General features: G+C 59.9%; 12 protein-coding genes. 11 read left to right on the forward strand and 1 reads right to left on the reverse strand.

Translation table 11 applies throughout. The features are described from left to right. Nucleotides 1-321: 321 nt before the first annotated feature. From BSG09_RS15565 to BSG09_RS15615, 11 genes are all read left to right on the forward strand, one after another. Nucleotides 322-1035: a YncE family protein gene (locus BSG09_RS15565; RefSeq protein ID WP_092934712.1), complete on the forward strand. Its 714-nt coding sequence runs from the start codon at nt 322-324 to the stop codon at nt 1033-1035. Between the two features lie 270 nt (nt 1036-1305). Continuing rightward, a complete protein-coding gene (locus BSG09_RS15570; RefSeq protein ID WP_092934714.1) occupies nt 1306-3477 on the forward strand; it encodes a hydantoinase/oxoprolinase family protein in 2172 nt (723 codons plus the stop codon). Nucleotides 3478-3621: 144 nt separating this feature from the next. Further along, on the forward strand, nt 3622-6144 hold the full coding sequence (locus tag BSG09_RS15575) for a hydantoinase B/oxoprolinase family protein (protein ID WP_092934716.1): 2523 nt from the start codon (nt 3622-3624) through the stop codon (nt 6142-6144). Between the two features lie 16 nt (nt 6145-6160). Beyond that, nucleotides 6161-6676 (forward strand): acetone carboxylase subunit gamma, encoded by a 516-nt coding sequence (locus tag BSG09_RS15580; protein ID WP_092934718.1) that lies wholly within the window; start codon nt 6161-6163, stop codon nt 6674-6676. Between the two features lie 54 nt (nt 6677-6730). After that, nucleotides 6731-8308: a long-chain-fatty-acid--CoA ligase gene (locus tag BSG09_RS15585; protein ID WP_092934720.1), complete on the forward strand. Its 1578-nt coding sequence runs from the start codon at nt 6731-6733 to the stop codon at nt 8306-8308. Nucleotides 8309-8310: 2 nt separating this feature from the next. Beyond that, on the forward strand, nt 8311-8733 hold the full coding sequence (locus BSG09_RS15590) for a VOC family protein (RefSeq protein ID WP_092934722.1): 423 nt from the start codon (nt 8311-8313) through the stop codon (nt 8731-8733). A 229-nt stretch (nt 8734-8962) separates the two neighbouring features. Beyond that, nucleotides 8963-9643, forward strand: a complete 681-nt coding sequence (locus tag BSG09_RS20265; RefSeq protein WP_139246230.1) for a helix-turn-helix domain-containing protein — start codon at nt 8963-8965, stop codon at nt 9641-9643. Next, nucleotides 9640-10038, forward strand: a complete 399-nt coding sequence (locus tag BSG09_RS15600; RefSeq protein ID WP_092934724.1) for a hypothetical protein — start codon at nt 9640-9642, stop codon at nt 10036-10038. The genes BSG09_RS20265 and BSG09_RS15600 overlap by 4 nt, the downstream gene beginning before the upstream one ends. Before the next feature lie 75 nt (nt 10039-10113). Continuing rightward, nucleotides 10114-12621 (forward strand): hydantoinase B/oxoprolinase family protein, encoded by a 2508-nt coding sequence (locus BSG09_RS15605; RefSeq protein ID WP_092934726.1) that lies wholly within the window; start codon nt 10114-10116, stop codon nt 12619-12621. Nucleotides 12622-13065: 444 nt separating this feature from the next. Next, the gene (locus BSG09_RS15610) at nt 13066-13284 is read left to right on the forward strand and encodes a hypothetical protein (RefSeq protein WP_092934728.1); all 219 of its coding nucleotides are present in this window, start codon (nt 13066-13068) and stop codon (nt 13282-13284) included. 48 nt (nt 13285-13332) lie between these two features. Beyond that, nucleotides 13333-13974, forward strand: a complete 642-nt coding sequence (locus tag BSG09_RS15615; RefSeq protein WP_175542225.1) for a CPBP family intramembrane glutamic endopeptidase — start codon at nt 13333-13335, stop codon at nt 13972-13974. A gap of 98 nt (nt 13975-14072) precedes the next feature. Here BSG09_RS15615 and BSG09_RS15620 read toward each other — a convergent pair whose 3' ends face one another. Continuing rightward, on the reverse strand, nt 14073-14924 hold the full coding sequence (locus tag BSG09_RS15620) for a glycerophosphodiester phosphodiesterase (protein WP_223174740.1): 852 nt from the start codon (nt 14922-14924) through the stop codon (nt 14073-14075). Between the last annotated feature and the right edge of the window lie 272 nt (nt 14925-15196).

Below are 15196 nucleotides of genomic sequence, written 5' to 3' on the forward strand. Positions count from 1 at the left end.
AGGAGATCGATTTCCATAGGACAGAATCGAATTCCTCGGCTTCATCCTTCTAAGCCAGTGATATCGGCTGATTAGATCGCTGTTCAACAGAGCACGCTAAACGAGGTTGCAGCGATCGAGACCGGCTTCGGGCCGAACTACCCGAATCTAACACCGACAGGTGAGTATTTACTCGCCGCCGCTGGCGGAACGACGACCATCGAACCCGATCCGGACGATCCGGCGAACCACGTCCTCGTCCGAATCGATGCCGATCGCGATAGCGAGACGTTCGGCGAGGTCACGGGAGAGATAGAGGTCGGCTATACCGGCCCATGTGATATGACACTCAGCCCGGACGGCGAGTACGGGTTCGTCCCAGAGATCGCAAACGAGACGGTGGCCGTGGTTCGCGTCGATCCGTTCGAAATCGCCGCTCGAATCGACGTCGGCGAACCTGCAGGAGACGGACACGTTCTCCCGTTCATGTCCACGGCATCGTTCGACGGCAACCGTCTCTTGGTCGAAAACGGCGAGGGAGAACTCGGAGCCGATCCGGACATCCCACGTCGGGGATCCGAGAGTATCTGGGACATTTCCGATCCCGAGGAACCGACCCAACTCACGCGCATTACTCGAGACGACGGCTTATCGGCACCACCGATCACGAGCGAGATCGGCCCCGAGACCGACGCAGCATATCTCTTCACCCCCGAGATCAATGCCGTGACAGTCATCGACCTCGACGCACAGGCAGTCGACCGGGAACTCGACATCGGCGGGAGCGCGATCGCCGGTGCCTGGGGGCCTGCTCGAGAGAAACTGTACGTTCCAGTCCAGACGGCAAACCACGTCGCAGTGATCGATCACGGCCAACGGGAGGTTAGTACCACCATCGAGACCGGCGAAGCCCCGACGGGTGCTGTCGGCGGAATGATTCGACCTGAAACGTCCGCCAGCCAGCGACTACAGAGTTCGCTGGCAACGCTCGGGCTCTCGATTGGTGACCGAGAACCGACGTTCTGTCCCGATGGGAACTGTCATTGCGAATACTAGTACCACCGTCCCGATATGCCGGTCGCGTCCTTCTGATGACGCGGACGAGCAGGTCCCGACGCAAACGACTGGAACCAGACCGTGAGTGAGTTCAGATTCGACCAATAGTCTCTGGTCAAGACACGAACTGTCGGTCTGGTGGTCTGTGTACTGACTCTGACCGAACTATCTTAAAGCGAAAACATATGTCACGTGCTGTCATCGCCCGTCATTTCTATCCAGTCCAGTTCGTGATAATGCCTAACCTACCACATGGTATGGCAACCCTTGATGGCAAGTTCAGAAGACGATCCCACAACACAACACGACGCACAGATCCTGTCGATCGACGCTGGCGGGACGATGACGGATACGTTCCTCATGGACTCGAACGGCGAGTTCACCGTGGGGAAGGCGAAAACCACGCCGGACGACGAATCGCGAGGATTCATCAAGTCCTCTCAGGACGCTCTCGAGGACTGGGACCTGAGCGTCGAGGAGGGGTTCCCGGACCTCGTATCGACGGTCTACTCCGGCACGGCGATGCTCAACCGGCTGGTCGAACGAGAAAGCGAAGTCGACGTTGGCATCCTCATCACCGGCGGAATGGAGGACACCCTTCGCATGGGCCGTGGCCGCCAATCCTACACCGGCTACTCCTATTCGGATCGCCTCCACGTCAACACCCACAAACACCCCGAGCCGCTGATCCCACGCAATCGAATTCGTGGCGTTCGAGAACGCATCGACGTTAAGGGGAACACGCTAGTTCCGCTGTACGAAGACGACGTCCGCGAGGGGGTCAACGACTTACTCGACCAGGGCGTCGACCACATCGTCGTCATGTTCCTCCACTCTTACAAGAACGGGGAGCACGAACACCGGACCGCCGAGATCGCCCGCGAGATCATCGACGAGCGCGGGGCAGAGACGTCGGTGATGCTCTCGAGCGAGTACTACCCGACGCTCAAGGAGTCCGAACGGCTGAACACGGTGACCGCAGAGGCGTTCGCCGCCGAGCCATCGCGCGACCAGCTGTCGAACATCCAGGAGGCCGTCGACGAACAGGGCGGTACCGTCGGTGTGCGGGTGATGGCGAGTCACGGCGGCACGATCGACATCAACGCGAACGAGCTAGCACGGACGCTGATCTCCGGCCCGATCGGGGGCATGATCGGAGCGAACTACTTCGGGCAGAAACTCGACTACAACAATCTGGTCTGTACCGACATCGGTGGCACCAGCTTCGATATGGGCATCATCATCGACAACGACTGGCAGATCGATTACAGCCCGGAGATGGCACGGCTGCTCCTGTCGCTACCGATGGTGAACATGGAAAGTGTGGGTGCCGGGACGGGCAGTTACGTCCGGGTGAACCCGACGTTCGACAAGATCGAACTCGGCCCTGAAAGCGCTGGTGACCAGGTCGGCGTGAGTGCGGTCGAAACCGACGTCGAGACGGTGACGGTGACGGACTGTCACGTCGCGATGGGGTGGATCAACCCGGAGAACTTCCTGGGCGGTGACATGCCGATCGACCGTGAGGTGGCCGAACAAGAGATCAAAGAGCAGATCGCCGACCCGCTCGATATGGGTGTCTACGAGGCGGCCCAGGGTGTCATCGACATCCTCGAGAGCAAGCTGCGAAACGACCTCGAGGCCGTCGTGACCGGCGAAGGATACGCGCCATCGAACTTCAAGTGTCTCTCCTACGGCGGCGGCGGTCCGGTCCACACGGCCGGATACACGAAGGATCTGGGCTTCGACGAGGTGCTCATTCCCGAGTGGGCGGCCGGGTTCTCGGCGTTTGGCTGTGGCGCAGCGGACTACGAGTACCGCTACGACCAGACGACCAGCATCGACATCGATCCCGACCTCTCGATGGAGGAAGCAGCGGCAACCGCCGGCGAGGCGCTGACGGAGGTCTGGACGAACCTCGAGCAGAAGGTCGAAAACGAGTTCGAGAATAGCAACATCGGCCGCGACGAGATCGACTTCCAGTACAACATCCTCGGCCAGTACCAGGGCCAACTCAACAGTATCGACATCGAGTCTCCGGTCGGCCGCGTCGACTCGCCGGAAAAACTCGAGCAACTGCTGGACACGTTCGAAGAGGGATACCGCCGGCAGTACTCCGAGGAGGCCCGGTCGCCGGAACTCGGCCACACCATCACGCAGGCGTCCGTCCGCGGCGTCCGGGACGTCGTCAAGCCGGAAATTCCGACGGAGGAACTGCAGGGGCCGGAACCGCCCGCAGACGCCTACAAGGAGACACGGGAGGCCTACTGGGACGGCGAGTGGCTAGACACGGAGATCTACGATCTCCATGCGCTCCAGCCCGGCAACGAACTCAGCGGCCCGGCGGTCCTCGAGGGCGCTGCCACGACCTACGCGTTGCCACCGGACTGTGAGACCCGGTTAGACGAACACCGTGTCCACCACCTCACCACGACCGAATAGCGCGGAAAACCGCTTTCGTACGGAGATGCATCTGCCCGTCTCCGTGACCGCCGCGCGCGAGCCCGGTCGACCGGTGTGGCAGGTGCACTGTACGAGCCCGCATCTGGCTCAAAACAGATGTGACCAATCCAACACGAATCCACCATGAGTACGGAACCAGACGAGGGGGAAAGCTTTCCCCGCATGCGACGCGAGAAGGAACGGGTCCACGGACAACAACAGGAGGGTGTCGGCATCGGCTGGGACGGCCAGACGCTTCGCGAACAGTTCGAAGCCCTCGAGGAGCGAACTGAAGAGACGGGCCACTACGCCGGCTTCGAGAAGCTCGATCTGAAACAGAACAACCCGATCGAGTACGAGCAGATGTTCGCCCAGCTTCGGGGCGACCTCGTGAACGCGCGTGAAACCTCGAAGGAGGTCGCTGCGACGCCGATCGTCGAGCAGGAGGGCGAACTCTGCTACGGCCTCTTCACCCCGGAGGGCGACTCGATCGCCGTCTCGACGGGGATCATCGTGCACATCCACACGATGAGCGAGGCGATCAAGTACATGATCAACCACGACTACGAGGAGAGTCCCGGCATCGAGCCCGGCGACATCTTCGTCAATAACGACACCCACGTCGGTGACGTCCACGCGTGCGACATCATGACGCTCATCCCCATCTTCCACGAGGGGGAGCTCGTCGCCTGGGCCGGCGGCGTCAATCACGTCATCGACACCGGGGCGATCGGCCCGGGGAGTATGAACGTCTCGCAGGCGTCTCGCTTCGGTGACGGTGCCTATTACACGGCCCGCAAGGTCGGCGAGGATCTCAAGCTGTACAACTCCTGGAAGAAAGACTACCCGGACAAGACGCGGACGCCGGACTTCCTGAAACTCGACGAGCGGACGCGGATGACCGGTTGTCTGATGATCCGCGATGCGGTCAAGGACATCATCAACGAGTACGGCGTCGAGCAGTTCAAACAGCTCTCGCGGGAAGCAATCGAGGACGGTCGTCGAGGCTTCCGAAACCGCATCCAGAAGACGATGCTTCCCGGTACCTATCGCGGGGCCTCGTTCGTCGACGCCCTCTACGAGGGCCAGGAGAACCTGACCCGTGCGTACGCGAACGAAAATCACCTCATGCACGCCCCCTCGGAACTGCACGTCCGGGAGGACGGGTCGTTCCAGGTGTCCTTCGAGGGTGCCAACAAGTGGGGCTGGCATCCGTACAACTGTACGCCCGCAGCCATTCAGGGTGGGATCTGGGTGATGCTCACCCAAACGGTGATCCCGAACTCGAACGTCAACGACGGCGCGTACTACAGCTGTGACTTCCACCTACCGGTCGGCTCGTGGGCCAACACCCAGAACACGGAGACCGCCCACGCCTACGCCTGGCACTTCCTCGTGTCGGCGTGGGCACCGCTCTGGCAACACCTCTCGAGAGGCTACTTCTCGCGTGGCTTCTGGGAGGAGATCAACGCCGGGAACGCCAACACCTCGAACTGGCTCCAGGGTGGCGGCATCGACCAGTTCGACAAACTCCACGCCGTCAACTCCTTCGAGTCGGCCTGTGAGGGCGTCGGCGCACGCTACGTCGAGGACGGCGAGCCCCACGCCGCGGCGATCTGGAACCCCGAAGGCGACATGGGCGACGCCGAGGTCTGGGAGATGACCGAGCCGCTGCCGTTCCTGGGACGGGCCGTCAAGCCGAACACCGGCGGCGCGGGCCGTCGTGCAGGTGGTGCCGGCTTCGAATCCATGCGCACGGTTAAAGACGTCAGCAGGTGGTTGCTCTACGAGATGGGCAACGGCTACATGACCAGCGACGGCGGCCTCTTCGGTGGCTACCCCGCTGCGTCGGGCTACATCCTCAACGCCCAGAACACCGATCTCGAGGAGCGCTTCGAGAACCAGGACGACTACCCACAGCACGACCTCGATCCCGAAAGCGGCGACTTCGAGTCGAAGATTGAGGGCGACATCACCCGCCGCCCGGAGGGGATCAGCACGCCCAAGGAGTTCGACGACTACGACATGTACCTGAACTACCTCCGCGGTGGCTCGGGGCTGGGCGACCCGCTGGAACGCGATCCCGAGGACGTCGTCGCGGACATTCACGACGGGTACGTGCTCCCACGTCACGCCAAGGACGCCTACGCCGTCGTCGTCGAGAAAGTCAACGACGAGGCCAAGCACAACTCCGCCGTCCAGGGCGAGTGGGAACTCGACGAGGAGGCGACCGAGGAACTGCGTGAAGAGCGGATGCAAGAACGCGCCGAGACGGCCAAGCCGGTCACGGAGTGGTACGAAGAACAACGCGAGCGGATCCAGAACGAAGAGGATCTCATCGACGACGTCAAGAAGACCTACGAGAGCAGCATGCGGATGAGCAAGCAGTTCGCCGAGTTCTACCACGAGTTCTGGGACCTACCCGAGGACTTCGAGTTCACGCTGAGCGAGAAGGCGGAAAAATCGCTCGAGAACCGATTCAAAACCGGGCTCAAACAGAAGTGGGACAACCCAACGAAGGGCCACGAGACGTGGCTCGGCGTCGGCCGCGACGACGAACCGGAAGTGCCCTACACCTGGACGGCCGACCGGACGATTCAGGATCTGCCGACGCCCGACGCATCGTTCAGTGACACGAAAGCGGAACCAGCAACGGACGACGACTAACACGAGGTGACTACCAATGCCAGAATCATACCCACGCGAGCATATCGAAGACTTGGTCGACGACAACTTAGAGTGGAACCAGTTGCACGACATGATGAGCGACTTCAAAGACGCGGACCGCTTCCAGCAGGTCCGAGACGTCTTACAGGAACGGGTCGACTGGGACGACCCGATCATTATCCCCTATGCAGATCACCTGTACGTCGTCGCGAAACCGGATGGCCGATGGGTCATCAAATGTGACTGCGGCCACGAGTTCTGCGAACACGACGAGAACTGGAAGATGGACGCGCTCATCAACGTCCGCGACTCCGAAGAGGCGTACCTCGAGATCTACCCCGAGGACATGCACCCGCATCCCGACTACATGGAGCTACGGGAGTTCTTCTGTCCGGGCTGTAACACGCTGCTCGAGGTGACGAACGTCATGCCGGGCTACCCGCTCATCCACGAGTTCGAGCCCGACATCGAGACGTTCTACAGCGAGTGGATCGAAGAGCCGATTCCGACGCCCGAGACCGAATCGGCGTAACCTCCTGGGAGATTCCTTTCCGTTCTGCACGATCCGATCATCACGTGACAGATTATGCTAGATGAAAACACACCGACGCTCAGGCAGCTCTACGACTCGGTACTCCGCCGGTACGAGACGGCACCAGCCATCTCGTTCGAGGGTGAGACGCTTACCTACGGGACGCTCGACGACCGTTCGGCCCGGCTCGCGAACGCGCTCGTCGATCTCGGCCTCAAGCCGGAGGATCGGGTCGGGCTCTTGCTCTCGAATCGCCTCGAGTATCCCATCGCGGACATCGCCCTCGCTCGCGCGGGGCTCGCAAAGGTCCCGTTGAACGACATGCTGTCGGCCGACGACATCGAGTACATGCTCGCCAACAGCGACGCCAGCGCCGTCATCGTTGGCCCGACGTTCAGCGAGACGATCCAGACGGTCGCCCCGAACGTCCCGTCGCTGGACCACATCATCACCATCGATACCGCGGCTCTGCCTGCCGTAGCGGACGACCATAGCGTCGCGCGCCTTGAGCAACTCCTCGAAACGACAGCCCCCGAACTGCCGGACATCGCCGTTTCGACAGATACCCTGGCCGGAGTCTTCCACACGGGCGGGACGACTGGAGACCCCAAAGGGGTGAAACACACTCAGGAAAACCTCGCGTTGAACGCGCTGGCACACGCGATCGAACTCGATATCCAGCCGCGAGACGACCTCTTGTTGATGACGCCGCTGCCTCATTCGGCCGGCCTCATCATGGCCGGCGGCCTGACACAGGGCAGCACTCACGTCATTACGCAGGGGTTCGACGCCGAACGGGCCCTCGAGACGATCGAACGCGAGGGTATCTCGTGGACGTTCATGGTCCCGACGATGATCTACCGTGTCCTCGATCTCCTCGCGGAACGCGAGTACGACACCTCATCGCTCGAGACGCTCGTCTACGGAGCAGCGCCGATGAAACCGGCGCGACTGCGCGAGGGGATCGACGAGCTCGGCGACGTCTTCGTGCAACTGTACGGCCAGTACGAGACACCGGACCTCATCACCGTCTTGCCGAAGGCGGCACACGACCCCGACGACGAACAACGGCTCTCCTCGTGTGGCCTCCCGACCGCGATGTGCGAGGTGAAGATCGTCGACGACGACGGCGAGGAAGTCCCACCCGGGCAGCCGGGCGAGATCCTCGCCCGCGGTGCGTACTCCATGGAGGGCTACTACGAGCTCCCCGAGAAAACCGCCGAGACGATCGACAACGGCTGGATACACACCGGCGACATCGGCAAGCGAGATGAAGACGGATACGTCTACATCGTCGACCGCGATTCCGATGTCATCATCAGCGGCGGGATGAACGTCTACTCGGTCACCGTCGAGGACGTCATCCAGCAACACGGGGACGTCGCGAACGTCGCCGTCATCGGCATCCCCGACGACGAATGGGGAGAGGCGGTCAAAGCCGTCGTCGTCCCGGCTGACACCACGATCGACCGCGCCGACCTCGAGTCGTTCTGTGCGGATCGACTCGCCGACTACGAATGCCCGAAATCGTTCGATGTCGTCGACGAACTCCCAACGACGCCGTACGGCAAACTCGACAAGAAACGGCTCCGCGAACCCTACTGGGACGATCAATCACGGGAGATCAGCTAACGATGGTTTCCAAGATCGATCACCTCGGGGTCCTCGTCGACGATATCGACCACAACCGGTCGCTGTTCGAACGGCTCGGTCTCGCAGTCGGAACCGTCGAGCGGGTGCCGTCGTTCGGCGTCGAGATCGCCTTCATCAGGGTCGGCGAGAGTCTGATCGAACTCGTCGAACCGATCGATCCGGACTCCGGTCTCGCGGCCGATCTCGAGGCGGCAGACCAGACAGCGATGCTCCACCATCTCGCGTTCCGCGTCGATGATCTCGAGGGCCAACTGGCCGAATTACGGCGTGCTGGCGTGGCCCTCGCAGACGAAAAACCCCGCCAGGGTGCGGGAGACGCGTCCGTCGCGTTTCTCGAGCGGCGAGCGGCCAATGGCGTTCGAGTCGAACTCGTCGAGCGGGAGAATGATTTGACACTCAGTTGAGTGGAATCGTCGAAATGGTATGGATTTTTATGGGCGGTCCACATATGCCACCCACACCCGTGGCAATAGATAACAATACTGTACCTATTGGACCCCGTACTGGTAACAGAAGTAACAGCTGTCAGCGAACGCCAATCGATGTCTGCATGTGTTCGTAACCGGTCCATCGACGGGGATGGGGGAATAACCGCGTTCGTGGCAGAAGACTGCGGAGGAACGTGCTGAAGAGATGCTTCGAATAGAATTCCAGGTCAAGTTAGCGGGAATCTCGTCACACCTGTTCGACATCGACGAGCCAGTCAAGAGCATCGAAATTGACAATGCGCTGCCAGTCTCGGGAGACATGGTGTTCCTCTTCTTATCAGTTAAATTTGATTCCGAAGTCACAGTAGACCGCCTGTCGGAGGAATTGTCAAGTATAGAAGTAGTCGACGTCACGCAAGCGGAGCTGAACCCTCAGATCTACTATCTCGGTGTGATGGCCCAACTTTCCGACGCCTCCGTTCTGTCGCTGTTAACCGAAAATCAGGCGATCCCACACCGAATCGTCGGAAAGAACGCGCATCTCGAGGTGATGGCGTCCGTCCGTGATTGGAACCATCTCAAGGAGGTGGCCGACGCGATCGAAACCGAACACGGCTCGCTCGAGTTGCTCGGTACGACACAGACCGACAGTATCGGGTTTCCACTCGGGAGCAACAAGCTCAAACAAAGCATGTCGGGGAAGCTCTCGGAGGAACAACTGGACGTTCTGGAGACGGCCTACCGGATGGGCTATTTCAAGGTTCCACAGGAAGTGACCGCAGAAGAGATCGCGAGCGAACTCGATATCAGCAGATCGACGCTGTCCGCGCGTCTGCGCCGTGTCGAACACAACTTCTGTGCACTCCTCTTCGGCCCTCAAGAATGACAACGATCATCATCATCAAATCGGTTGAACATCATGCGTCCGTTCGAGAGATCCTCGGATCGGTCGTAGATGACGGTGAACGAGTCTACTTTCTCAGACTGCCGACTGTCCGGTGTCTCGGACCGCTCATCCAGGAGGTCAATCCGATGATCAACTACGGTGTCGACTACACGATCACTCCGCTTCCCGAGGGATACGACGTGTCCACGCTCGTCGAGTTCGCGACCGAATTCGATGCGAATAGAATCTGCATCGGCATCTCCGACCGAACGCTAACAGGCAAGGCGCGGATCGACGATCTGACGCAATCGATTTTACTCCACGACGACATTTCGGGCGACTTCGTCGTCGGCGAACACGCGATCATTCTGGAGGAGCTCGAGTATGGAGACTAACCGTACGAGACAGTTGCGAGCCCGAACCGGCCTACGAACACCAGTTTACCGAATCCAAGCACCACTCAGTAAGCTATGAGTCCATCCGATCGAGCCGACGACCGACGCACCGAGGCACGACGCGAAAAAGAAGCGGTCCGCGAGAAGCGACGACGAGGGGAGGGGATCGGCTGGAACGGCCGGACACTCCGCGAGCAGTTGGCCGAACTCGAGGACAAAACGGAAGCGACGGATCACTACTGTGGGCTGTCGGAGCTGGAATTGAAAAACGAGGATCCGATTCGATACGAGCAGTTGTACGCGCGCCTCCGTGGTGATCTCGTGACAGCACGCGAGACGTCGAAAGAGGTGTCCGCGACGCCGATCGTCGAGCAGGAGGGTGAGCTGTGCTACGGCCTCTTTACTCCTGAAGGAGACTCGATCGCCGTCTCGACGGGAATCATCGTCCACGTCCACACGATGAGTGAGGCGATCAAGTTCATGATCAACCACGACTACGAGGAGAGCCCTGGTATCGAACCGGGCGACATCTTCGTCAACAACGATCCCCACGTTGGCGACGTGCATCCGTGTGATCTTATGACGATCATTCCCATCTTCCATGAGGGAGAACTCATCGCCTGGGTTGGTGGGGTAAACCACGTCATCGACACTGGTGCGATCGGCCCGGGGAGTATGAACGTCTCGCAGGCCTCTCGCTTTGGCGATGGTGCCTACTACACGGCCCGCAAGATCGGCGAAAACTTCGACCTCTACAACTCCTGGAAGAAGGAATACCCTGCCAAGACCCGGACACCGGATTTCCTCAAGCTCGATGAGCGGACGCGGATGACCGGCTGTCTGATGATCCGCCATTCGGTCAAGGAGATGATAGCCGAACACGGGGTCGAGACGTTCAAGCAACTTTCTCGTGAAGCCGTTGAGGACGGTCGTCGAGGGTTTCGGAGCCGGATCAAGAAAACTATGCTTCCCGGAACCTATCGCGGTGCTTCGTTCGTCGACGCCCTCTACGAGGGCCAGGAAAACGTCACTCGCGAGTATGCCCAAGAAAATCACATCATGCACGCGCCTTCGGAACTCCACATCCGAGAAGACGGAACGTTTCAGGTCTCCTTCGAGGGCGCGAACAAGTGGGGTTGGCACCCGTTTAACTGTACGCCGGCTGCGATACAGGGCGGCATCTGGGTAATGCTCACCCAGACGGTGATTCCAAACGAACTGGTTAATGACGGTGCCTACTACGCCTGTGATTTCCACCTGCCGGTTGGCTCGTGGGCCAACACCCAGAACACGGAAACAGCCCACGCCTACGCCTGGCACTTCCTCGTCTCAGCGTGGGCACCGCTCTGGCAGCATCTCTCACGAGGGTACTTCGCCCGCGGCTTCTGGGAGGAGATCAACGCCGGGAACGCCAACACGTCGAACTGGCTGCAGGGCGGCGGTATCGACCAGTTCGACAAACTCCACGCCGTCAACTCCTTCGAGTCGGCCTGTGAGGGCGTCGGTGCCCGCTACGTTGAGGACGGTGAACCACATGCCTCGGCGGTCTGGAACCCGGAAGGTGATATGGGTGATGCCGAAGCGTGGGAAACAGTCGAACCACTTCCGTTCCTTGGACGGGCAGTCAAGCCGAATACGGGCGGTGTAGGCCGCCGGGCAGGCGGTGCCGGCTTCGAGTCCATGCGAACGGTTAAAGACGTCAGCAGATGGCTGCTCTACGAGATGGGCAACGGGTACATGACCAGCGATGGCGGTCTCTTCGGTGGCTATCCTGCTGCATCGGGGTATATCCTCAACGCTAGAAATACCGATCTCGAGGAACGCTTCGAGAACCGCGATGACTACCCGCAACACGATCTCGACCCCGAAAGTGGTGACTTCGAATCCAAGATCGATGGCGACGTTACTCGCCGCCCGGAGGGAATCAGCACCCCCAAGGAGTTCGACGACTACGACATGTACCTGAACTACCTCCGCGGTGGCTCGGGGCTTGGTGATCCACTCGAGCGCGATCCCGAGGATGTCCTCGCAGACATCCACGATGGGTACGTGCTGCCCCGGCATGCGGAAGACGCCTACGGCGTCATCGTCGAGAAAGTCGACGACGAAGCAAGGCACAACTCCGCTGTCCAGGGCGAATGGGAGCTTGACGCGGACGCGACCGAACAGCTCCGCGAAGAGCGGATGCGAGAACGCGCCGAGACAGCCCAGCCGGTCTCCGAATGGTATGCGGAAGAACGTGAGCGCATTCGTAACGGGGACGACCTCATCGACGACGTCAAGAAGACCTACGAGAGCAGCATGCGGATGAGTACGCAGTTCGCCACCTTCTTCCGCGATTTCTGGGAGCTACCGGACGAGTTCGGGTTCGACCTCAGCAAGAAGGCACAGAAATCACTCGATAACCGGTTCGACTCCGGACTTCGTCCGATGTGGGACAGCCCCACACGGGGACACAAAACGTGGCTCGACGTTGGTGACGAACCGTACGTCCCATACACGTGGACCGACCGCTCTATTCGGGACCTCTCTGGTCCGGAATCGACGTTTGGCGATCGGGAACAGGCGGCCGATGATGACTAACGCGCCGACTGACAGCGGTGGGATCTCCGCACCCGGCGATCGGTGAACGTTCCTCTTCCGTTCCGGCAGTGGGTATGGGGTTACGACTCGCGGCGAAACACGGTTGGCAAGAACAGGGATCATTCTAAACTGGGAGGACGCATAAAACAGTACGACCCGGTGAGGTCGCGTTCAGTGGCCCCGCCGGCACGTCTGGTTATGAAGTGCAGGAGTTGTGGGTAGTCGGGGCCATGCGGAAAATAGGAAGGCTCGCAAAAGGATCCGTGGCAGGAACGTGCCTGCACCACCGCCCCGAAACGTACTTCAGTTGTTGCTATAGCTACGTTGTTTTTCACGAGAATATAATATATGCACGTAGCTGTAACACATTCTTAGGATGCCTCCGACACAGAGTGAATCATGAACTCGCGTGGAATAGCTGAGCCGAGCTCGAGTGATTCCGCAGTGAATACGCGAAAAGTGAGTGCGTTTCTCGTCCTCGCGTTCGGTATCTCGTGGACTGCCGCCGCGATGCTGTACATTTCCGGAATTGAGTACGGCGGAATCACGAGCACGGTACTCGTTGTCGTCTTCTTCATGTGGGCACCTGCAATCGCCGCCATCGGGGTTCAACTCAGATATGGCGACCCGATCCGAAGGGACACCGGTTTCGTCCGCGGGTGACTCCGCTGGGTCGCCATCGCGTGGCTGGCTCCGATCGTTCTCTTGGCCGTGACCATTGGAATCGGCCTCCTACTGCCGAGCGTCGAATTCACCACGGACTACGGCGCGTTCCTCGTCGAACAGGGGTTGTCGGAGGACCAGATTGCAGAGTCCCTCGCTGTTCTCGACGAGGTTCCGGTTCCGCCGATCGTTCTGTTCGTCGTACAGGGACTCGTTGCGGGGCTAACGATCAACGCCCTCGCAGCGCTGGGTGAGGAACTCGGGTGGCGCGGCTTACTGTTGGCAGAACTCTCGCCGCTGGGATTCTGGCGTGTTTCGGGTATCACGGGCGTCGTCTGGGGTATCTGGCATGCACCGATAATCCTGCAAGGCCACAACTTTCCGGACGCACCGGTGGTCGGCGTGATCATGATGTCCGTCTGGACCGTCGCCGCGTCGCCAGTGTTCACCTATCTGACCGTGCGGGCGCAATCCGTCCTCGCCGCCGCATTCTTTCACGGGACTTTCAACGCGGTCGGCTGGTTCTCGTTAGTCTATCTCACTGGTGCCACGAACCTCGTGATCGCCCCTGTCGGTATCGCCGGGATCGGAGCGGCGATCCTCGCGACGAGTGCCTGCGTGGTCCACGATCGCTATCTCGCTCACGAGCCGATTATCACCGGTGGCCCCATCTCACCATGGGGGCGCTGAGCGGCCGTATTTTCAATCTCGCTGTTTCGCTGTCATAAATCATTAGAGAGGAGAGACGCGGGTGATGTTTGCAGTCGTTGATTCAACCGACTTCGCGGTCAGAGTATGGTGGTCTCTCCACTCTCGCGGTCGCGACGCGTCTCACTAGTCGCGAAGGCCGCCATGTGGGGGAAGTCTGCAATCAGCCCGTCGACGTTCAACTCGAGCGGGGCTCGTGCCTCCCGCCAGCTATCGATCGTCCAGACGTTCACGTCCCGATTTTCACTATGTGCAGTTTCCACGAGGTCGCGGTCAAGGATGCCTGTAGATGGATTAACTGCTACAGCGTCGAGTTCGCGGGCAATGTCTACATTCTCAGCTTTGTTCGCTCCGAAAATCGGAGCCACGTCCACGCGCGGATCGACGTCTCGAACCGCTCGAAGCGCGTCTGGGTCGAACGAGGACACGTAGTACTCTCCTGGATACTGTGATGCAATACCCAACGCGCGTTCGGCAAACTCGTCCCAAGAGAGAGGCCCTGAATCCTTGAATTCGATGTTCATCGTCACGCTCGGCTTGACTGCATCGAGCGTTTCGGCGAGCGTTGGGATCGTCTCCCCGGACTCGAGCACTTCGGCTTTCAACACTGTTTCGGATGGGGTTTCACTGACGAGGCCGTCTTTATCCGTGAGGTCATCGAGTGCCGCGTCGTGAAAGACGACGATTTTCCCGTCGCTCGTCGCCTCGACGTCGATTTCAATTCGATCAGCCCCGAGCCGCGACGAGCCCTCCATGGCCGCGATCGTATTTTGGGGGAACACGTCTCTGAACCCGCGGTGTGCCGTTATATGGGGTTTCTCTTGCGATCCTTGGCTTGGGCTCCCATGCGCTGTTCCGGTGCTACTTACCATCGAGACACCGAGCGCCGCGCCAGTCGCTTTGACGACGTTCCGTCGTGATACACGGTCCATAATACGGGTATTATCTCGTGACATCGAGTAAGCCGGCATCGACCTCGCTTATGACGTTTTATATGATGTATATTCCCCTCTAATTAACGGCTCAAGTATACAAGTTCACAATATAGTGTTACTGACACTATTTGAGAACATCGAACGTGAACAAGAACGAGATATGAAGAGCTACACAGGGAACAACGGAGTCGCCAGCGTCCACCGATCACCGATTGTACGGCGACTCGAGACGCCCGCGGATCCGGGCTCCTGCAGAATAGGATATACAG

The organism is Natrinema hispanicum (genome assembly GCF_900111485.1).
Taxonomy (GTDB): Archaea; Halobacteriota; Halobacteria; order Halobacteriales; family Natrialbaceae; genus Natrinema; species Natrinema hispanicum_A.

Bases quoted from the DNA above. Each gene is read 5' to 3' on its own strand.
- BSG09_RS15600 (WP_092934724.1), top strand. From the start codon at position 9,640: ATGACAACGATCATCATCATCAAATCGGTTGAACATCATGCGTCCGTT.
- BSG09_RS15580 (WP_092934718.1), top strand. From the start codon at position 6,161: ATGCCAGAATCATACCCACGCGAGCATATCGAAGACTTGGTCGACGAC.
- BSG09_RS20265 (WP_139246230.1), top strand. From the start codon at position 8,963: ATGCTTCGAATAGAATTCCAGGTCAAGTTAGCGGGAATCTCGTCACAC.
- BSG09_RS15575 (WP_092934716.1), top strand. From the start codon at position 3,622: ATGAGTACGGAACCAGACGAGGGGGAAAGCTTTCCCCGCATGCGACGC.
- BSG09_RS15620 (WP_223174740.1), bottom strand. From the start codon at position 14,924: ATGGACCGTGTATCACGACGGAACGTCGTCAAAGCGACTGGCGCGGCG.
- BSG09_RS15605 (WP_092934726.1), top strand. From the start codon at position 10,114: ATGAGTCCATCCGATCGAGCCGACGACCGACGCACCGAGGCACGACGC.
- BSG09_RS15585 (WP_092934720.1), top strand. From the start codon at position 6,731: ATGCTAGATGAAAACACACCGACGCTCAGGCAGCTCTACGACTCGGTA.
- BSG09_RS15590 (WP_092934722.1), top strand. From the start codon at position 8,311: ATGGTTTCCAAGATCGATCACCTCGGGGTCCTCGTCGACGATATCGAC.
- BSG09_RS15565 (WP_092934712.1), top strand. From the start codon at position 322: ATGACACTCAGCCCGGACGGCGAGTACGGGTTCGTCCCAGAGATCGCA.
- BSG09_RS15570 (WP_092934714.1), top strand. From the start codon at position 1,306: ATGGCAAGTTCAGAAGACGATCCCACAACACAACACGACGCACAGATC.